Genomic DNA, 20,175 nt, shown 5'->3' with positions numbered 1-20,175 from the left:
CAGAAGAAGCCAAGTAGGTTTGCATAGCTAGTTGTTTCGAATAGCTTCTATTTGAGACTTGAAGGCCTGAAGCAAAGAAGTTGAATCCGATCCCAGAGCCAGAAAATCAAAACCTTGCTTTTCATATGCTTTAGCATCCTCGGCTGAAGTGGCGAGTATTCCCAATGGCTTTTTGGCACTTCTGCAATTTTCAAGAACCGAAGCTATGGCTGATTGAAACACTTCAGAACTGTAATCTCTTGGAACACCAAGCGAATAAGAAAGATCCAATGGCCCAATAAAAAGTGCATCGACTCTCTTGTTTTTTACCAATTCAGCAATTTCATTAACGGCAAAGCGAGTCTCCACCTGGACTATGGCAACTGGATCTGCTTCCAAAAGAGCCTTCTGGTCAGCACCCCAAGACGCGCTGCGGTTATAGCTGGCAACGCCTCTGGAGCCTTTGGGAGGGTAATCCAATGCAGTTAGCGCGCTATCTAAATCCTCAAATGAAGAAATTCTTGGAATCATAATTCCAGCTGCACCCCGATCCAGGGCTCGAGAAATATTCTCTGCCGAAGGCGAGCTCACCCGAGCAATTACTGGACCATCGAATGCCACTACCGCCCTGGCTAAATCAGAAAATTCATTCTCGCCATGTTCAAGATCGGAAATGACCCAGTCAAAACCAGCCAGTGCTGCCAACTCATAAGAAATGGTGCTGGGTATGCCAATAAAAGTGCCGAGGCTCTTTCCCGCTTGGAGACTGGCACGCAGTTGCCTTTGAAGTTCAGGCGCTTTTAGCCGTGCCATCGTTGAGTACCCAATCCTTCGTTGTATTCGGCTCGTGCCGCGATTAGCCAGGGCTGGTCTGATACTTCCGCGGGAGCAACATCCCACCAAAGTCCAGCTCCAGGCAGGCTAACGTGAGGGATCGTCGGAACAACAATTACTACAGGACCAGATGCAGTTCTGGTTTCGTCCAAAACTTTTCTGAACTCATCGGCTGTAACAGGTCGATAGGTTTTGGCACCCATACCTTTTGCCATCGAGACGATATCAATTTCTAGGTAGTTGCCCTCAAGACGAGGTGAGTTCTTGGTGCCGGCAGACTCAGTCAAAATGGGTCCTTCTTCGCGGTAGCGGAATTCATTTCCAAAGTGATGGCCCACCCGCCACATCTGCAATCGTCTAATTACCTGGTAACCCCGGTTTTCAGAAACCACGATTGTGAGATCGAGATTCTCTTGGGCTGCCGAAACAATTTCTGTTGGAGCCATCACGAAAGTCCCATCGCCAACAAGAGAAACCACTCGGTTCTTTTTGTCTGGATTGGCTAGTCGCACTCCAATTGCGGCAGGAATCTCATATCCCATGCAGCTAAAGCCGAATTCCAAGTGAGCAAAGCGCCCTTCGGTAGCGTCCCACACCTTTTGAATATCTCCTGGAGGTCCGCCAGCTGCTGCTATCAAAATGTCACCGTTTTGGGCTTTTTCTTGCAAGACGCCAATTAGCTGACCCTGAGTCAAAACTGCATCAGTATTTGTTCGAGCGTCCAGTGCAGACTTATCAAATAGCTTGTCGGGGTCCATTGACTCAGCTCGCAAGTTATTCCAGTAAGTCATTTGAGTTGTTATCTCATCACGCCATGCGGGATCAATCTGGAATCCCTTCAGCTCGGATGCTAGAGCCTCCAGCGATAGCTTTGCGTCAGCTACTACTGCCGTAGCGCCTTGCTTTATTGCGTCACCCTCGGTGACGTTTATTGAAACAAATCGCACCTTTGGGTTTTGGAATATTGACTGAGACGCCGTAGCAAAGTCAGTCAATCTGGTACCGATATGAATAATCAGATCTGCCTGCATCACTAACTGGTTGGTCGCAGGTGTTCCTTCGAGTCCTATGCCCCCGAGGTGCCAAGATCCAGGGTTTTGAATAGATCCTTTTCCACCAAAGGTTTCAGAAACGGGAATACCTGTTTGATTGGCTAGGGCTTCTAGTGCCTTTGTTGCGCCAGAGTAAATTACCCCGCCTCCGGAAATCACCAATGGTTTCTTAGAGCTCTTAATCGCTTTAGCTATTGATTGGATATCTGTTGGGTCTGGCAACGGCCTGCGAATTTTCCACTCTTTTGGTTCAAAGAATGATCGCGGGAAATCAAAAGAGTGCGACTGAATATCTTGTGGCAGGGCAATAACTACTGCTCCGGTTTCTGCTGGATTCGCCAAAACTCTAAAAGCTTGAGGCAGTGAATAAAGTAACTGCTCAGGCCTTGTGATGCGGTCAAAGAATTTAGATACCGGGCGGAAGGCGTCATTGACAGAAACGTCCGGTTGTGAAAAGTCTTCAAGCTGCTGAAGTACCGGACCCTGACGCCTTGTTGCATAAACATCGCCAGGTAGAAGTAGCAGCGGGATTCGGTTGACAGTTGCGAGCGCGGCCGCCGTAACGAGGTTGGTGGAGCCTGGTCCAACCGAAGATGTAACGGCGATGGTTTGTGTGCGAAGTCTTTGCTTCGAGAAAGCGATTGCGGCATGGCCAAGGGCTTGCTCGTTTCTTCCCTGCATAAATGGAAGGTGATCATGGTATTCGTCAAGGGCTTGGCCTAGTCCGGCGACGTTTCCGTGGCCGAATATTCCAAAAACCGCGGGCACAAATCGCTGCCTACCCAAATCAGAAACCGAGTACTGGTTCGAAATGTACAAAACTAAAGCTTGCGCCACAGTCAGAGTAATTGTCTCTCCATAGTTTGGCTTAGTCATTATTTTCTCCGTTTCTACCAGGCGCGACCGTGCATGATTATGGTTTTAGATTCTGTCATCTCCGAAACCGTGGTTCTAATTCCTTCTTTGCCTATGCCGCTGGATTTGAGTCCACCGTAGGGCATTAGATCAGCCCGCCATAGTGGGGTCCAGTTCACGTGGATTATTCCAGCATCAATCTCGCGCATAGCTTCAATTGCTTTATCCATGTTTTTGGTGAAAACTCCAGCGCCTAGGCCGTAAACAGTGCTGTTTGCGAGGGCGATTGCCTCCCTGTCATCATTGGCATTGGAGATCACTACCGCTGGGCCAAATAGCTCTTGCTGAGCAATGGACGAATCTGGATCAACGTCAGCGAGAATTGTGGGCCGGACATAGGAGCCTTCTCGCCCTCCACCCAACAGAAGCTTGGCTCCCTGGCTAGTTGATTCCTTGATGCTTGCAGCCACTCGCATCGCCTCGGACTCCGAGATCATCGAGCCGATATTGTTGCTTTCGTCCAGAGGATTTCCATACTTTAGAGCTGCAACTTTAGGTCTGAGAGCATCCAAAAAGTCTGCCTTGATGGATTTTTCAACAATTACTCTTTGTACCGAGATGCAAACCTGACCGGCGTTCACATAGCCCCCGATTGAAACCGCTTGAGCCGCAAAGTCTATGTCCGCGTCACTTAAGACCACGACCGGTGAGCTGGCACCAAGTTCGAGCGAGAGCTTCTTGACCCCAGCAATTCTGGTGATCGACTCTCCCACCTTGGTCGAACCCGTGAACGATATCTTTCTTACCTTCGGGTTGGTGACTAGAGCCTCACCTAAATCGGCACCTGGACCGGTTATAACGCTTAGAACACCTTCAGGTAAGCCAGCGTCGATGAAGCACTGGGCCAATGCAATTGCAGTCAGTGGTGTAGTTCTCGCAGGCTTCAAGATAACCGCGTTGCCAACAGCTAGTGCTGGCCCGATTTTGTGCATAACTAAAAGTGCTGGGTAATTGAATGGCGTAATTGCAACAACGACGCCAACTGGTTGAGGCAGAGTAAAGCCGAGCTTTTCTTGGCCAGTTCCCTTGTTGGCGTCCAACGGTAAACCTACGCCGTAGAGCTGGGACCCTTCAAAAGCTGAAAGCCTCATTATTTCGCCGCTACGTGCAGCTTCGGATCTGGCCTCGAGAATGCTCTTGCCATTCTCCTGAGAAATAATCTGGGCCATTTGCTCCTGGCGCTCATCGGCCAACGCGGCGGCTGCCATCATGATTTCGTATCTCTTATGGGCAGGAGTCCTGCGCCAAGTTACGGCGGCTAATTCCGCCTGGTCGACAGCTCTTTCAACGTCCTGAACTGTCGCTGTCTCAACCTCAGCTATGACCTCACCGCTGTAGGGGGTAACGACTGGTTCAAATAATTTGTTCTTCGAACCTTGGCCCGCAATTAGCAAGTTGAACTTCTGCAAAGCTGACCTCCTTGTCGCTATTGTCTCCAGCTTAGTCTTTGTCAGGACAAAGAATCTAGGGCACTAATTCCTGGTCGCGAAACCAGCTTCGTATTCAATCCGCAAGGACTCAAGCAAGCTTCGAAGACTTTTTTCACCAATTCCGAGAATCTTTTTAGTCTCAACATTAGACAGTGAGGTATCCACCGGCACCGGAGCGGGAAATAGTTCAGACTCGGGTGGGTTTGTTTCTTGCAACAAAGATGCATCTAGATTAAAGACCTCGCAAACTAACTTTGCAAGCTCCATTCTGGTAACAGCGTCGTCGCCAACTAAATGAAAAGTTCCGGTTGCATTTCGCATGGCAACTTTCTTGACTTGCGCGCCAATTTCAGCAGCAAGAGACGGGGTTGCGATTTTGTTGACTTGATCGCCGCCCCAAACTGCAAAAGGCTCGCCTTTGCTCAAGGAGTTCACAAGTGAGGTCACGAAGTAACCAAAACCAACGTCTTGACTCCTTGGGCCATCTTTCTTGGTTTGATGAAAACCCATGACTCCCCCGATGCGGCATACTGCACCGTTTTCTGGAGCCAAGTCGCGCACCACCTGCTCGCCCATGGCCTTTAGGAAACCGTAAAAGTTCACCGGGTTGCCTTTGTTGGATTCCAAAGCAAGATGTGTGGTGCCATCCATAACCCAGTCGGTTGAGATGTAAATAGGTTTTGATCCGGCTTTGTTGGCGGCCCTTACTACCCTCGAGGTCATGCCAACAAAGCTGTCGTAGGCGAAGTCTCGATCTTGCAGCAGCCTGTTGAAATCATTAGCTATAGCGCAGTGAACTACGGCCTCTGTGCCTTCAAGAGCCGAACTGATTGAGTCTTCGCTGGTGAAATCAACCAGTTTGGTTTCCCAGGGCAACTTGGCTTCTGATCGAACTAGGCCAATTACTTCGTGACCGGAGCTTTGCAAAACTGACGCAATGTTGCTACCAACAAATCCGGTGGAACCGGTGATAGCAATCTTCATTAGTTTTGTGGGAAGCCTAGGTTTAGACCACCGTGGCTTGGGTCAAGCCATCTGGAGGTAATTACCTTGGTCTGGGTAAAGAATCGGAAACCTTCTTCTCCATGGGCACGGCTGTCACCAAACAGTGAGTGCTTCCAACCACCGAAGCTAAAGTACGCTACCGGAACTGGAATTGGAACGTTGATTCCAATCATTCCCACCTGAACCTGGTTCTGGAACTTACGAGCCGCTCCACCATCGTTTGTGAAAATTGCAGTTCCATTTCCAAACTGGCCAGAGTTGATAAGGTCCAGACCCTCGTCATAAGTCTTCACTCGAACTACCGATAGCACTGGACCGAATATTTCCTCGGTGTATACCTTGGATCCGGTTGGAACGTTGTCAATCAAAGTTGGGCCAAGCCAGAATCCACCGGGAGCACCATCAGGAACTACACCGCGACCATCAACTACAACCTTGGCGCCATCTTTTTCGGCAATTTCGATGTAAGAAGCAACCTTGTCACGGTGAACCTTTGTTACAAGTGGTCCCATGTCACAGCTACGTCTTCCGTCTCCGACCTTGATCTGCGCCATGCGCTCGGTGATCTTGGCTATAAGTTCATCAGCAACAGGCTCAACTGCAACCACAACAGAGATTGCCATGCAGCGCTCACCGGCAGAACCAAAGCCTGCGTTCACCGCAGAGTCAGCAACTAAGTCGAGATCAGCATCTGGCAAAACCAGCATGTGATTCTTGGCTCCACCAAGTGCTTGGACTCTCTTGCCGTTTTTAGAAGAAGTCTCGTAGATATAGCGGGCTATTGGAGTTGATCCAACAAAGGAGATTGCTGCCACATCTGGGCTGTTTAGCAGACCGTCTACGGCCTCTTTGTCACCGTGTAGGACGTTGAAGACACCGTCTGGCAAACCAGCTTCTTTCCATAGTTCAGCCATCCAGTTGGTAGCAGATGGGTCCTTTTCGCTTGGCTTGATAACAACCGTGTTTCCGGCAGCAATAGCAACTGGGAAAAACCACATTGGAACCATGGCTGGGAAGTTAAACGGGCTAATGATTCCAACAACACCCAATGGCTGTTTGATGGAATAGACGTCCACGTTGGTTGATGCGTTCTCTGAGAATTCGCCCTTCAATAGGTGTGGCAGGCCACAAGCAAACTCAACGACTTCTTGACCGCGAGTGATCTCTCCCAAAGCGTCCGAAAGCACCTTGCCGTGCTCAGAGGTGATGATTTCGGCGAGCTCGCCCTTCTTGGCTTCTAGTAGCTCACGGAAGCGGAACATGATCTGTTGGCGTCTAGCCAATGAGAGATCACGCCAAGCTGGGAATGCATCCTTGGCAGCTTGGATGGTAGCTGCTATCTCAGCGCCGTTGGCAAAGCCAACGCGCTTGGTAGCCTCACCTAGCGCTGGATCAAAAACGTCTCCGAATCTTCCAGATTGACTCTGAACACTCTTACCGTTGATCCATAGTGGAACTGTCTGCATTTTCGCTACCTCATCCTTGTTATTGAAATATTACTTGTGAACCAAATTGGCCGCTTGGGCCACAGCTTTTGAAACATCGTTATCGTGTGGGTATAGAAGTGTCCTGCCAACTACGAGACCCTTTACGCCAGGAAGTGCCAAGGCGTTGGACCAAGAGCCAAATGTTGCCTCTTGATCCGAGCTTCCCTCGCCGCCAAGTAGCAGAGTCGGAAGTGTGGTTGCATCCATAACTCTTTCCATGTTTTCAACTACAGGTAGCTTGAGCCAAGACCAAGCACTGGTTGAGCCAAGGCCAGAAGAAATTGCAACGGAGAGCTCGACCGCTTCTGCCGTTAAGCGGTTGACTGCTTTGCCATCCACCCAGTCACTCATAAAAGGCTCCAGTAGCATCGGAATCTCATGCTTGGCGCACTCATCAATAACTTTGGCAGTGTGCTCTAGAGTTCGAACCGTTCCTGGATCTTGCAGGTTGATGCGTAAAAGATTTTTACCCATGTCTAAACCCTGCTGCTTTAAAGAAGCTGCTGTGTAAGCGGTGTAGCGATCATCAAATTCGAAACTGGAGCCTTTCAAGCCGCCGCGGTTCATCGAACCAACCGCAATCTTTCCTTCAAGTAATCCCATGAGAGTTAGCTCTTCGATTACATCCGGGGTTCCCAGAACACCATCTACCTTTGGGTTCTCTAAGGCTGTTGCAAATCTTTCAAGCAATTCTTTTCTTGAGCCCATGGCAACAGGATTACCATTTACCGCCAAGGCCCCCCTAGCTGGATGATCGGCTGCCAGCAAGAAAAGGTTGCCGTCTCCTTGAACTAGTGGTCGGCGTTTTCTGTTCTTGAGCGCTTTAGCAATAGCGCCTGGATCAGAAGCTCTTAGCTCCTTGATCTGCTCAAAACTTAGTCCCATTTTTGGGCCTCCATGATCTTCTGCACTTCATCATAGGTTGGCATCGCCGTTGAACATTCAAGTCTGGAAGCCACGATGGCCCCTGCAATGTTGGCAAAGCGCAGGATTCTTTGTAGGTCCCAACCTTGAAGCAAACCGTAGCAGAGAGCACCACCGAAAGAATCCCCTGCCCCTAGACCGTTGACTACCTTCACCGCGTATGGTGGAACCTCGACGGACTCGTTTTTGGTCTTAGCTAGAACACCCTTAGGTCCTTGCTTCACGATTGCTATTTCAACACCACGCTCCAACAGAGCATCAGCTGCACGCTCGGGCTCTGTTTGACCAACTGCAACTTCACACTCTTCTTTATTGCCAACGGCAATTGTCACAAAAGGCAAAGCTTTGGCAATTTGCTGGGTGGCATCAGCTGGGTTTGTCCAAAAAGCCGAGCGGTAATCCAAATCCAGGATGGTGTGCGTGGCCTTGGCTCTTGCTTTTAGCGCAGCTAGGTTTGCTGTTCTGGAGGGTTCTTGACTAAGGCCGGTGACGGTGGACCAAAAGATCTTCGCCGATTTAATAGCATCTAGATCTAGCTCTGATTCGGAAATTTCTAGGTCAGGTGCCTTGGGTTCGCGATAGAAATAGATTGGGAAATCATCCGGTGGAAAGATTTCGCAGAAAACAACCGGTGTTTTGAGGTGTTCGGTTCGACCAACGTATCGACTATCGACATTTAGGCGCTCGAGTTCTTGAATCAAATAGTTTCCAAAGGGGTCATTGCCCACCTTGGTAATTACTGCAGAATTCAGTCCGTACCTGGCACCAGAGACTGCCACGTTGGTTGCAGAGCCCCCAAGGAACTTTCCAAAAGAGGTAACTTCTTCAAGGCCGACTCCGGTTTGAAGGGGGTAGATGTCCACGCCAATTCGACCCGTGGTTATTAGATCGAAAACCATTGACTACCTCCGGTTACAAGTCTGCCACAACTTCAATAATTTGTCATAACAAACTTTTAGAGCGAAACGGAGACTGTTTTACCTGTCTGTGACGACTCCAGGGCAGCGTTGGCTAGAACCAGTGCGGCTCGGCCATCTTCAAACTCAGGACTGTTCGAGGCCTCGCCACGCACCTTCTTCATGAATTCCGCTAGCTCTAGTAGGTAGGAGTCCATGTAGCGCTCTAGGAAGAAGTTCTGGTACGGCTCTTTGACCTCAGCGCTTGACTCGTTATAAAGCCTGACATTGGTGTTTGTAAGGTTTTCAACCCTAAGCATTCCCTTGTCTCCAAAGGCTTCCATTCTCTGATCAAAACCATAGATGGCATGACGGGAATTGGTAATCAGTACCAATTCATCATTAGCGCCGCGCAGGGTAACGCTGGTGGCGTCGTAGTCTCCCAGGTCCTTAATTTCACTCGAGAACTGGTTGAAACCGTTGGCTGTAACCGAAACGATGTTCGGTACGAAGAATCTACCCATGTCAAAATCGTGGATGGTCATGTCCCGGTAGATACCTCCAGAAACAGCTAAATACTCTTTCGATGCCGGGGCAGGGTCTCTAGAGATCAAAACCAGCTGCTCTAGTTTTCCAATTTCGCCGGCTTTCACTCTCTGGTGAACAGAGTTGAAATGTGGGTCAAAGCGACGGTTAAAGCCAAGCACGATTGGAATGGTTGCCTTGGCTGCCTTCTCGCGCATGGCGTCAACTCTTTTGATGTCTAGATCAATTGGCTTCTCGCAAAGAATCGGAATGTTGGCATCGATTGCCGCACTGATTAGATCCAAGTGGGTTGGGGTTGGAGACGCAACGATAACGGCATCCACCTTGGATGAATCGAAGCAGTCCATTGCCTCAGCGGTTGCAACACCACCGTATTGCTCGGCTGTTTTCTTGGCACCTTCAACAAAGACATCGGCCACCATCGTTAGCTCTGCACCTTCAGTTCTGGCAACACTGCTGGCATGAACCTGACCTATTCGACCGGTACCAATCAAACCAAATCTCATCGGTGCATTCACTTGGGGACTCCTCTTAGTTGAGCTAAAACAGCTATGTAATAACAAATCATAGATGTTAAAGATGACCTAGAAAGTGAAAACCCATGCGGACCAGTTATTGGTCCTCATGGGTTCAAACCATTTTTTTCTAGCCCCTGATTGCTTTTGCAAACTCCCTGAATGAACGAACTAGCTTGTTCATGTCATTTTGAGTGTGAGCAAAGGAAACGAGCCACTGCTCATCTAGACCCGGAGGGGTAATGATGCCTCGGTTTAGTCCCCATAGCCAGCTCAATTCCGCAAGTTCAAAGTCAGTTGCTTTGAAATCGCGGTAGTTACGAACTGGAGTTGGTGACCAAATCACGGCACCCTTGACTCCGAATCCAACTGTGTGAGCTGGAAGAGCGTACTCGTCAATGATTTTATCGATTGCATCAAGGGTTGCGTTGTTGATTGCTTCTGCCTTGTCTAGCGCCTCTGGAGTTGCAATGTTGTCAACTGCAATTGCTGCGGCAACAACTAGTGGGTTTCCGTTATAGGTTCCCAAGTGAGGCATGCGGCCATCAACTACGGTCTGCATGAACTCTTTCTTGCCTCCAAAAGCAGCAAGCGGTAATCCACCACCGATGCTCTTTGCAAGAGTGATTAGATCTGGCTTGACGCCAACTCTGATTGCAGCGCCAGCAACACCTGCAGTAAGACCGGTCTTAACTTCGTCAAAGATAAGTGCGATTTTGTACTTGTCGCACAAAGCCCTGACAGCTTTGAGGTAACCCTCATCCGGCAACACAATTGAAAGGTTTTCAATGATTGGTTCCATCATCAGCGCGGCTATTGTCTTGCCGTGATTTTTCATGATGGCTTCTAGTCGAACGGTGTCGTTGTATGAAACAACGTAAACCTCGCCAGCCTCAATTGCGCCAGGGTGATATGGTTTCGGGGCAGATACAGACCCAATTTTCTCTAGAGGAGCCTTAACTGATACTTGCAGTGGATCGTATCCACCGTGGTAGCCACCTTCGATTTTGATGATGGCTTTCTTACCCGTTGCAGCTCTGGCAGCGCGAATCGCGTACATCGTCGATTCGGTACCTGAGTTGGTGAAGCGCAACATGTCAATGTCGAATCGCTTCTGGAACCTTTCAGCAGCCTCTGTTGCCAGTGGTCCTGGGGTAACAAATAGCGTTCCGACTGAGCGCATGGCCTTTTTGACTGCCCTAACAACATCTTTGTTGAGGTGGCCAACCAACATCGCACCAAAGCCCATAGATAGGTCAAGAAGCTTCCGACCGTCTACATCTTTAAAGTAAGCGCCCTTCGCGGACACTATCGAGATTGGGTAAGGGTCCCAATGCTGGAAACTTGAGGTGACTCCCAGGGGCAGAACCTTACTCGCACGCTTGTTATGCGTGGCTGAGTTTGTTGTCGTGGATTGAAATCTAGCCCACTCTTGAGCTAGTAGTTTCTTCACCCTCGTTTTGCTAATGGGGGTGTATTTCTCTGGTACTCGGCGCCTTCCGGCAGGATCGTGTTTTAGGTTTAGAACTTTGGACACGTTCTATCACTCCTTCGTGTCCTTCCATTCTCTAACAGGATTCAAATAAACACCAATCCTTGAAGACACTGGTGAGTAAGGGGTGTTTTTTGAAAAAACTTTTTGTTTTTTTGGACTTTCTTTGTTTTTTTCTGCCCTCAAGTTTTGTCCCATAAACTTTAGGAATGAAGGCTGATCTATTTACCCTTGGAGCAATTTTTTTATGGGCTTCATTAGCTTCGCTGGCAACTCTGCTTTCTAACGTTCCGCCTTTTTTGTTAACCGGTATTGGGCTAATTATTGGTGCGTTGGTTTCGTTGCCCGCACTTAGGTCTGGAATAACCCCCTGGAAGATTCCTATAAAAACTTTGCTCATTGGTGTTTACGGTCTCTTTGGGTATCACTTCATGCTTTTTCTAGCACTGCAAACAGCTCCAGCTGTTGAAGCAAACCTTGTGAACTACCTCTGGCCTCTATTGATTGTTCTGCTGAGCCCAATCTTTACCAAATCACTTTCTTTGAATTTCAGATATGTTCTTGCTGCTCTCTCGGGATTCGCAGGTGCGGTTCTCGCAATCACCTCTGGGGGCTCAGGGTTTGGGTTTAGCTCAATTGAGGTGGGTTACTTCTTCGCCCTCGCGGCAGCGGTGATCTGGGCGACCTACTCTTTGGCCACCACCAAGGTTCCGCGATTTCCTACCCCAGCAATTGGGCTATTTGCTCTGGTCTCAGGGGTCCTAGCAATTGGCGCACACTTCCTCTTCGAGCCAGCTGCTTCGATAAGCACAGGCGATTGGCTCCTACTTCTAGTTCTTGGAGTTGGCCCACTCGGAGGAGCCTTCTACCTCTGGGGTGCCGCTCTCAAGATTGGCGATCCAAGAAGAATTGGTCTGCTGGCATTTTTGACACCGCTACTTTCAACCGCTCTACTGGTATTGGTTAGTGGAAACTCACTTGGCTGGCAATTACTCGTAGCAACTGGGTTGATTGTTGGTGGAGCACTGCTTGGTCCGCGCTCCACTAGTGGGTCGAAGAATAAATAGGCCCTTATCTGGGAAACTATAAGAGTGAGTAATCTTCCTGGAAATACCAAAAAACCAATCAGCATCATCGAAACCCTATTGAATTTTGTTCGCGGGTCACTTATTGGGATCGCAGAGTTGATTCCTGGTATTTCTGGTGGAACCATCGCGCTTATTACCGGTGTTTACAAGCGCGTGATTGATTCCGCGGCTGAAGCCGTGCGCGGCATAGTTTTACTCTTTGGTTTCTCCAAATCAAACTTGGCAAAATCCACTACCCACTTCAAAGCAATTTCTTGGTCACTTCTTATCCCGATGCTTATTGGCATGGTGACCGCAATCTTTGTTGGGGCTGGTATTGTTGAGCCGCTTTTGGAGCAGTACCCAACTGTTACCAAAGCTATTTTTGCAGGTCTAATTGCCGCGTCGCTTTTTGTTCCAATAACGCTTTCCGGAATGGGTTGGAAGCTGAGTCATTATCTAGTGTTGGCGATATCAGCATTAGCGGCATTCGCTTTTACCTCTATACCAAGAGCTGCGGACGCTGATCCAAGTTTTATTGTGATTGTGGTTTCGGCTGCGTTTGCGGTTTGTGCATTGGTGCTGCCAGGTATCTCAGGGTCATATCTGTTGCTCGCACTAGGAATGTATGCGCCGACCTTGGCTGCGGTGAACGATAGAGACTTTGGATACCTCGGTACATTCATTTTGGGCGCGATTCTCGGCCTAGCTTCTTTTGTGTCTTTGTTGCAGTGGCTACTTGCCAACAAGATCAAAATGACCATGGTTGTGATGACCGGGTTGATGATTGGTTCTCTTCGAGCTCTCTGGCCTTGGCAAAACGAAACTGGAGCCATACTGATGCCAGAAGCTAACTTCGGGCTAGAGCTATTGATGTTTGGTCTTGGTTCAGCAATTGTCTTCGGCCTTATTGTTATCGAACGCCGGATGGGTCACAAATAGTTTGACGAAGCAGGGTGAGGGCGTAAACAGACCTTGGGTTGCGATGTATGCAATTGCTGGGTTGATCTGGGGCGCTTCGTTTTTGTTTATTGAGCTAGCCCTTACCTTTTTGACTCCAATTGGAGTCGCGTTTGGAAGAACGTTTTTTGGTGCTCTGGCCATGGTGGTTGCCATGTTGATGTTCAAACCCAAACTGCCCACTTCGTTTGAAGCTTGGAAACGCCTGACCATCGCCGGAATCTTGATGAGCTCGATTCCTTTTGTGCTGTTCGCCTATGCCCAAACCCAGGTGACTAGTGCCTTGGCTGCAATCATCAATGCTGTTACCCCTATCACTACCGTGATTGTTCTGCTGGTTGCCTTTAGAACCGAAAAGCTGAAACCTCATGTTATTGCCGGAATCATCATCGGTTTATTTGGGGTGCTGGTTGTTTTGGGAGCCTGGCAAGGCTTTGGGGAAAACAGTCCGCTAGCTATTCTTGCGATGCTGATTGCGGTAATCCTCTACGGAATTGGAACCCCCTATGTTCGAAAGTATGTGACGCCACTTAATTTGGCTACTGAAGTCTCGGTTTTTGGTCAGATAGGAACAGCGGCCCTGACTTTGTTACCTATTTACTTGCTTTCAGGCCCGCTTATCACCACTGTTCCAGACTTTGCGTCGGTAGCGGCGATTGTCACCCTCGGCGCTCTTGGTAGCGGTGTTGCATACCTTCTTTATTACAAGATTCTGGATGTCGTGGGAAGTGCGATAGCTTCTTCCGTCACATACATAACACCGGTTATTGCGGTGATTCTTGGAGTAATACTCTTAGGTGAAAAGCTGCACTGGTACGAACCAGTTGGTGGCGTGATAGTTATTTTGGGCGCTGCCATCTCGCAAGGAAGTGTGCTGACTCTGTTTAGGAAAAAGACAATTGCTTAGTGCAATAAGGGCTTCCAAGGTCGACCTGGTTCTACTTGCAGTAGCTATCGTTTGGGGAGCAAGCTACCTTTCGGCTAAGGCAATCACCCCATTTGCGACAGTTCCTGCGATGCTTTCGGTTCGCTTTGGAATAGCTACCCTTGCCATGATTGCGATCTGGCTAATCAGGCGCAATAAGTTCTCGAAAACAGACCTATTGCTTGGAACGTTATTTGGCCTTACTCAGTCGGCGATTATGACCGTTGAGACTTTTGGGCTGAAGATAACTTCAGCAACCAACGCCGGGCTCCTGATCAGCTTGACCATTATTTTTACCCCAATCATGGAGTCCGCTTGGAAAAAGCGTTGGCTGCCAAGATCGTTCTTTTTGGCGGCTGTTGGAGCCATTGTTGGTGTTGGGCTCCTGGTAACAGGTAATGGAATCCAAGAGCCAAACTGGGGCGATGTGCTGCTCTTTATTGCAGCTATTGTCCGGGCAGTTCACGTAACTGCCCAAGGGGTACTTACCAAAAACCGTGAGGCGAGTAGCTTCAACATGATTTTGATGCAGTGCCTCACGGCAACGGTTGTGTTCTTTATCTTTGACATTCCAGGTGCCTTTGATGCCATTGCAACCTTTGGTCCTGCCCAGTGGGCAGGGACATTGTTTTTGGCGCTTTTTTGCTCGGTGTTTGCTTTCGTTGCTCAGCTCTGGGCAATTAGAAGAACTTCAGCCTCTAGATCTAGCTTGCTGCTAGCAACCGAGCCTATTTGGGCTGTTGTGATTGCGGTGCTATTTGGTGGCGAGACTCTTGCGATTTTAGGAATCATCGGTGCTGCGGTAATTATCATCAGCACTTACATCGGCCAAGGAATTGAATCCAAGCACCGAGAGCAGCTAGAGCACTCGGAGAGGAAGCCTGAGAGCTCCGCTAGCTGATGCTGGAACCGCAGGATTGTTTGGCTTCACTGAGTCAACAACCCTGAAAGCTTCACCAAGGTTTGGTCTGGTGTCTTGTTCAGACTTATTTGGCCAGTGCGCCATCGCCCATTCAGCCAAAGCGGTAATTGAAAGTGATGGGTTCACGCCAGGGTTTGCAGACAATGCAGAGCCATCGACGATGTGTAGTCCGGGCTGACCAAAGACTCGAAGGTAGCCATCCACCACACCAGCGTTAGCATCTTCTGCAATCACTGCACCGCCAAGGAAGTGCGCGGTAAGTGGAATACCAAATGGTTCTCCAATAACGGCTCCTGGTGTGCCATTGACGTCTTTTGCGATTTCTTTGGCAACCGTATGACCCATGGGAACCCAGGCTGGGTTTGGTTCCCCGTGGCCTTGCTTTGAGGTAAGTCTTCTCTTCCAGTAAGTAGTCAGTGAGTTGTCTCTTGATTGCATAACTAGCAAGATCAATGTTCGCTCTGGCCAAGTGCGAAGGTTGTAAAAGTTTGGCAGCTTAGGAAGATTCTTGAGGGTTACACCAATCAACCTAAAGATGTTTGGTGTTTGACCTTTAGGCCCGCTAGCAATAACAGACTGCAAAAGTCCCATAAAGCCGGAGCCACGTCCGTACCGAACTGGTTCAATGTGAGTATCGGCATCGGGGAATACAGAAGACGTTATTGCTGATCCCTGGGTGAAATCAACATCTCTATTTTTTGCCACCACTCCAAGCAAAGACTCACTATTTGTTCTGGAAAGCTCACCAAGTCTTGGACTAATTCCAGAAAGATTTCCCTTTGCCTTGACTTTGTGCAATAGCTTCGCTGAACCAAGCGCTCCGGCTGCAACCACAACTTCTGGAACCGTGATGGTCCGCTTAGCGGCAAACAACTTATCGCTTTGAATCAGGGTGAGTGTGTAACCGTTTGGTACCTGCTCAATGTTTACAACCTTGGTTAGCGGCATGATCTTGGTGCCAAGTTTCTCGGCTAAGTAAAGATAGTTTTTGACCAGTGTGTTCTTGGCCCCGTGTCTGCAACCGGTCATGCACTCCCCGCAATTAATACAACCGGTTCGCGATGGACCCTTGCCGCCAAAGTATGGGTCCTCGACAGTTTTGCCTTCTTCACCAAAGTGAACGCCAACCGGTGTCATCTGAAAGGTGGCACCGAAACCTAAGCGGTCGCTAACTCTTTTTAGAGCTTCGTCCGCCGGTGAAAAATACTTGTTTACCTCTACTCCGAGCATTCGCTCAGCCTGGTCATAGTAAGGCTCGAGAAGCTTTTGCCAATCGGCCATGCCAGCCCAGCTTCCGGTTGAGAAGAATCTGGCTGGTGGGCGATACAAAGTGTTTGCGTAAACCAAGGAACCGCCGCCAACGCCAGCACCACTCATCACAAGCACGTTTTTCAATAGGTCTATTCGCTGAATACCTTTTAGACCAAGTTTTGGAAAGAAAAGGAATTTCTTGAGATCAAAGGAGCTCTTGGCAAAGTCGTTGTCTTCAAATCTGGCACCAGATTCAATCACTAGAACTTTGTAGCCTTTTTCGCTTAGGCGCAGTGCTGCAACAGATCCGCCGAAGCCAGATCCAATTACCGCAACATCAAAGTCCTCTGACAAACTCCACCCAATTCTTATTCTCGTACTGCTCCCAAGAGCTATTTGGCTTAAAGCCCAACTTCTCGTAAAGCCTAAGGGCACCAGACTCGTTTCCGCTATCGACGTTAAGCTCAATGAATTCGCGACCCTGCTCAACACTGTGATTAATCCCGTGTTGTAGGAGAATCTGACCTAATCCCTTGCCTTGAAACTTGTGGGCAACACCTAGAACGTCAACGTAGCCACCGTTTAGGTGATAATTTGCGTTTGCCAACTGAATAAAGCCCGCGGGTTCTCCCTCGAAATCAAGAATGAAGCAAGCTTCTGGGTCCATTGTGCTAGACGCCATGTTTTGTTCGATCCAGAGCTCCATCGGCCTCGGGGCAAATCCAAAGTGTTTACTAAACGAGTCCTGATGTAGCTTCCAGGAGGTCTGCATATCTTGATCTCCGGAAACCAATCGAATTGAAACCCCAGGAGTAGAAATCGGCACGCTATCTCCAGTTGCCAACTCTCTTTTCATGTGCCAGTAGGTACGAATAACTTGCATGCCTAGAGACTCAAGGGACTCTCGCATCGCGATATCTTTTGTGTTGACACTAAACCAATGTTCGTATTCCGGAAACTCTGCGGCAGCTGCTTTAAGCGATTCAACTAGAGCTTGCCGAATAAGATTGGAGCCGGGTCTAGCATAAACATCCGTAAAGAGTCTTTTTCTGGTGGCGTCAGGGTTGACCGAATAGAAAGCGCTCGGCTCTTCGACATCGTCCGTATAAACAAATGCTGCTATCGCGGGGTCATAGACCCCTTCAATAACTTCCGTCGACTCCTCAACGCCTATAGGCGTGGAGGTTGGATCAATTTTGAGCTCATGCTGGTTGATAAGCTCCGCAAGCACTTCTGCATGGCGAGTTTCAGCCTTTACGATGCGATAGTTCATGTAAGTAGCTTATGGAAGGGCTAGCGGATTTGCTGGCAGTCTTTCCTGCGCGAACCACTTCTGGTGATACCCAGTTGATGAGGACATCAGTTCCAAAAATGGTGTTGGTGGGAATTGCTCAGGTGCCATGACTCCAACTCCAGACCAAGTGCCTTCGGCAATTAGCTCCAGGGCAATTAGTGGGTTGAAGGCGGTTTGCAAAACAACGCACTGGGACTGGTACTCGGCCATAGTTTCGGCGTTGTCGGCTACGTGGTAGATGTATGTCGCGCGATCTTTACCGTTCTTGTCTTTTCCGGTGATAAGAACTCCAGCACAAGCCTTACCCTTCATTTGAGGACCAAGAGTTGCAGGATCTGGCAAAACAGCAACCACGACATCTCTTGGTGCAACTTCTACTGGACCAGATGCCGAACGCACCCGAACCGGCTTAGTGGCGTCTAGGCCTAGATTGTGCAGGGTCTTTAGCACCCCAATGAATTCAGCTCCGAGTCCGTACTTGAAAGTAACTTTCTTAACATCCATGGTTCTTGGAAGCATCGGAATCTCTTCGTGCTCCACGTTCACGCACTCAACTGCTCCGATACCCTCCGGGAACTCAAAAATCTCAGGTTCGCTAAATGGCTCGGTTGTGTACCAACCTTTGTCTTTTTCGTAAATCAGAGGCGGGTTTAAGCACTCTTCAATAACTGTCCAGATCGAAAAAGATGGGGCGAAGATTTCTTCACCCTTGTCATTTCGAACGGTCAGGTTCGAGCCATCCTTGATGCTCACTTCGTCAATCTCGCTGAACAGTTCATCGGCAGCGTACTTGGCAAAGATGTTTGACATACCTGGCTCAACACCCATACCAATTAGAGCCAGCTGACCAGCTTTTTCCCACTGTGAGTTCAGTGCATACTGAGCATCACCCAGTTTGATTCCAGGCTTGTGATATGGATCGGTTTCGTGTGGCTCTGATAGAGACATCGCCATGTCCATGTATCCAACACCAGCGGTAAACGCGGCTGAGAAAACTGTCGGTACGAACTTTGGCTCTACCGCGTTTAGCAGGAACGTGATGTTGTGCTCTTTGCAGAGCTCAACAATATTTGACGCGTTAGAGGCATCGATTGTGGCTGGAATGAATTTAGCTGCGACCTCATCGCTGTGGCGCTTTCTAATCCATTCAATAACTTCTTCGGCTCTTTTGATATCAAAGTCGGCAACGACCATGACTTCAAAAAATGATCTTTCACTTGCAATTTTGGCTATTGCGGCGCCTACGCCGCCCGCGCCGACGAGTAAAATCCTCATCGTGATTTCCACATCCTTTATGGAAGTTGCCACCCCATCGAAGGGCCAATGCGGCAACTTGTATGTATTCCTAGGATACCTAACTAGTCCTTGATAAGTGCTGGAACGGACTTAGGTCTAACAACTAGGAAGAAAATAGCTATTGCGGCCAAGTGGCTAAGCGCGATCGCTATCCCGAGGCCCTCCGTGGTAGCGCTACCGAGGATTGGATATAGAGGTGCCGCAAACGCTGCGGTGAGCGAGTTCATAACACCAAGCACAGAAGCGGCTGTTCCAGCCTCTGAACCATGACCCTGCAGGGCAATGGTCTGTATCGGCGTGATGGTCATTCCAAATGAAATCATGAAAACAGCCATCAGAGGAATAACTGTTTCGATACCTGGATTTTGATTGGCAATAGTGAAAAGCCCAACCCCAGCAGCAACTGCAAGAATCAAAGACGCCAAAATAACCCAGGTGGCTCTAAACATCCGACCAAGCTTTGCTCCGGCTTGAATTCCCAAGAACCAGCAAAAAGCAGTAATTGAGAAAGCAATTGAAAACTCAACTGGAGTGAGCCCCAGGCTGTCTTGGTACAGGAACGGAATGATGTTGAGGTAACTAAAGAGCCCAATGGTTTGCACCATTCCAATAAGGACAAGACCTACCAGAATGCGATCTTTGAATACCGCGAGGAATCTTTTGGTAACACCCTCGAACCCTTTGGCCCTGCGGTTATCAATGTGATGGCTTTCTACCAGTGATTTAGAGGCGATCAGCAACACCGCAACACCCAAAATGGTCAAGGCCAGCGGAATCACGCGCCAGTCTGGAGCTACCAGCAATAGTTGCGCCGATAAAAATGGGCTTACCATTGGTGCGATTCCAGCAACCAACCAAACCCTGGCCAACATCTTCAACATGGCCTTACCCACGAAAAGATCTCTAATAATTGCCTGAGTAACCACCGCAATTGCAGCTCCAGCTAGCCCTTGCAAAAAACGAAAAGCAACAAAGGCTTCGATGCCTGGTGCCACATACAAAGCAGCCGAAGCAAAGGTAAAAAGCGACAAGAAAAATAGAGCTGGTTTTTTCCTACCGAGTGAATCACTAAGTGGCCCAGCGGCAAAAAAACCAATCGCTGCACCCGCAGTCACTGCCGACAGGGAGTATTGAACAAAGGCGTCTGGCACCTCAAAAAATGCGGCAATGTTTGGGTAAGCCGGTAAAAACATGTCTGTGACCAATGTTTGAACCATAAACAAGAATCCGAGTACAAAGATGTAAACAACTCTTTGGTTTTTGGTGATCTCGGAAGTAGATACCGAGCTAGTTTTTGCCATCACTTAGGAAGCTTCAATTCTTTGGGGTCTAGGGCTCTTGGCCCACCTAGAAAAGCATAGCTCTCTCACCAAGTTCAATAAGAA

General features: G+C 48.9%; 17 protein-coding genes. 4 read left to right on the top strand and 13 right to left on the bottom strand.

The annotated features are described in order from the left end of the window. Positions 1-27: 27 nt before the first annotated feature. From AC9UCN_RS01410 to AC9UCN_RS01370, 9 genes are all read right to left on the bottom strand, one after another. Complete coding sequence (locus AC9UCN_RS01410) at positions 28-792, bottom strand: HpcH/HpaI aldolase family protein (protein WP_509523075.1); 765 nt, start codon at positions 790-792, stop codon at positions 28-30. Then, positions 780-2,741, bottom strand: coding sequence for a 3D-(3,5/4)-trihydroxycyclohexane-1,2-dione acylhydrolase (decyclizing) (gene iolD / locus AC9UCN_RS01405; protein WP_509523073.1), 1,962 nt, complete (start codon positions 2,739-2,741; stop codon positions 780-782). The genes AC9UCN_RS01410 and iolD overlap by 13 nt, the downstream gene beginning before the upstream one ends. 14 nt (positions 2,742-2,755) lie before the next feature. Then, positions 2,756-4,189, bottom strand: a complete 1,434-nt coding sequence (locus AC9UCN_RS01400; protein ID WP_509523071.1) for an aldehyde dehydrogenase family protein — start codon at positions 4,187-4,189, stop codon at positions 2,756-2,758. Positions 4,190-4,252: 63 nt separating this feature from the next. Next, positions 4,253-5,194 (bottom strand): SDR family oxidoreductase, encoded by a 942-nt coding sequence (locus tag AC9UCN_RS01395; RefSeq protein WP_509523069.1) that lies wholly within the window; start codon positions 5,192-5,194, stop codon positions 4,253-4,255. Beyond that, on the bottom strand, positions 5,194-6,681 hold the full coding sequence (locus AC9UCN_RS01390) for a CoA-acylating methylmalonate-semialdehyde dehydrogenase (RefSeq protein ID WP_509523068.1): 1,488 nt from the start codon (positions 6,679-6,681) through the stop codon (positions 5,194-5,196). Before AC9UCN_RS01390 ends, AC9UCN_RS01395 begins: the two co-directional genes overlap by 1 nt. 30 nt (positions 6,682-6,711) lie before the next feature. Continuing rightward, positions 6,712-7,587, bottom strand: coding sequence for a Cgl0159 family (beta/alpha)8-fold protein (locus AC9UCN_RS01385; RefSeq protein ID WP_509523066.1), 876 nt, complete (start codon positions 7,585-7,587; stop codon positions 6,712-6,714). Next, complete coding sequence (gene iolC, locus AC9UCN_RS01380; protein ID WP_509523065.1) at positions 7,578-8,525, bottom strand: 5-dehydro-2-deoxygluconokinase; 948 nt, start codon at positions 8,523-8,525, stop codon at positions 7,578-7,580. The genes AC9UCN_RS01385 and iolC overlap by 10 nt, the downstream gene beginning before the upstream one ends. Positions 8,526-8,581: 56 nt before the next feature. Further along, complete coding sequence (gene iolG / locus AC9UCN_RS01375) at positions 8,582-9,586, bottom strand: inositol 2-dehydrogenase (RefSeq protein ID WP_509523063.1); 1,005 nt, start codon at positions 9,584-9,586, stop codon at positions 8,582-8,584. 127 nt (positions 9,587-9,713) lie between these two features. Next, positions 9,714-11,120 (bottom strand): aspartate aminotransferase family protein, encoded by a 1,407-nt coding sequence (locus AC9UCN_RS01370; protein ID WP_509523061.1) that lies wholly within the window; start codon positions 11,118-11,120, stop codon positions 9,714-9,716. Between the two features lie 164 nt (positions 11,121-11,284). Here AC9UCN_RS01370 and AC9UCN_RS01365 point away from each other — a divergent pair, with 164 nt between their 5' ends. Genes AC9UCN_RS01365 through AC9UCN_RS01350 form a run of 4 tightly spaced genes read left to right on the top strand, consistent with a single transcriptional unit; the run spans position 11,285 to position 14,928 of the window. Further along, the gene (locus tag AC9UCN_RS01365) at positions 11,285-12,142 is read left to right on the top strand and encodes a DMT family transporter (protein ID WP_509523060.1); all 858 of its coding nucleotides are present in this window, start codon (positions 11,285-11,287) and stop codon (positions 12,140-12,142) included. Between the two features lie 24 nt (positions 12,143-12,166). Beyond that, positions 12,167-13,084, top strand: a complete 918-nt coding sequence (locus AC9UCN_RS01360; RefSeq protein WP_509523058.1) for a DUF368 domain-containing protein — start codon at positions 12,167-12,169, stop codon at positions 13,082-13,084. A gap of 1 nt (position 13,085) precedes the next feature. Continuing rightward, positions 13,086-14,009, top strand: a complete 924-nt coding sequence (locus AC9UCN_RS01355; protein WP_509523057.1) for a DMT family transporter — start codon at positions 13,086-13,088, stop codon at positions 14,007-14,009. After that, positions 14,002-14,928 (top strand): DMT family transporter, encoded by a 927-nt coding sequence (locus AC9UCN_RS01350; protein WP_509523055.1) that lies wholly within the window; start codon positions 14,002-14,004, stop codon positions 14,926-14,928. Before AC9UCN_RS01355 ends, AC9UCN_RS01350 begins: the two co-directional genes overlap by 8 nt. On the opposite strand, the gene AC9UCN_RS01345 is transcribed toward AC9UCN_RS01350, so the two are convergent. From AC9UCN_RS01345 to AC9UCN_RS01330, 4 genes are all read right to left on the bottom strand, one after another. After that, the gene (locus AC9UCN_RS01345) at positions 14,887-16,554 is read right to left on the bottom strand and encodes a GMC family oxidoreductase N-terminal domain-containing protein (RefSeq protein WP_509523054.1); all 1,668 of its coding nucleotides are present in this window, start codon (positions 16,552-16,554) and stop codon (positions 14,887-14,889) included. The genes AC9UCN_RS01350 and AC9UCN_RS01345 overlap by 42 nt on opposite strands. Next, the gene (locus tag AC9UCN_RS01340; protein WP_509523053.1) at positions 16,538-17,473 is read right to left on the bottom strand and encodes a GNAT family N-acetyltransferase; all 936 of its coding nucleotides are present in this window, start codon (positions 17,471-17,473) and stop codon (positions 16,538-16,540) included. The genes AC9UCN_RS01345 and AC9UCN_RS01340 overlap by 17 nt, the downstream gene beginning before the upstream one ends. Before the next feature lie 9 nt (positions 17,474-17,482). Next, on the bottom strand, positions 17,483-18,769 hold the full coding sequence (locus AC9UCN_RS01335; protein WP_509523051.1) for a saccharopine dehydrogenase family protein: 1,287 nt from the start codon (positions 18,767-18,769) through the stop codon (positions 17,483-17,485). An 83-nt stretch (positions 18,770-18,852) separates the two neighbouring features. Beyond that, positions 18,853-20,091 carry an MFS transporter gene (locus tag AC9UCN_RS01330; protein ID WP_509523049.1) on the bottom strand — a complete coding sequence of 413 codons (1,239 nt, stop codon included), beginning with the start codon at positions 20,089-20,091 and terminating at the stop codon, positions 18,853-18,855. Between the last annotated feature and the right edge of the window lie 84 nt (positions 20,092-20,175).

The sequence above is a fragment of the Rhodoluna sp. genome (genome assembly GCF_036721215.1).
In the GTDB taxonomy this organism is placed as follows: Bacteria; Actinomycetota; Actinomycetes; order Actinomycetales; family Microbacteriaceae; genus Rhodoluna.
This window is presented reverse-complemented; position numbering and strand designations above follow the sequence as displayed.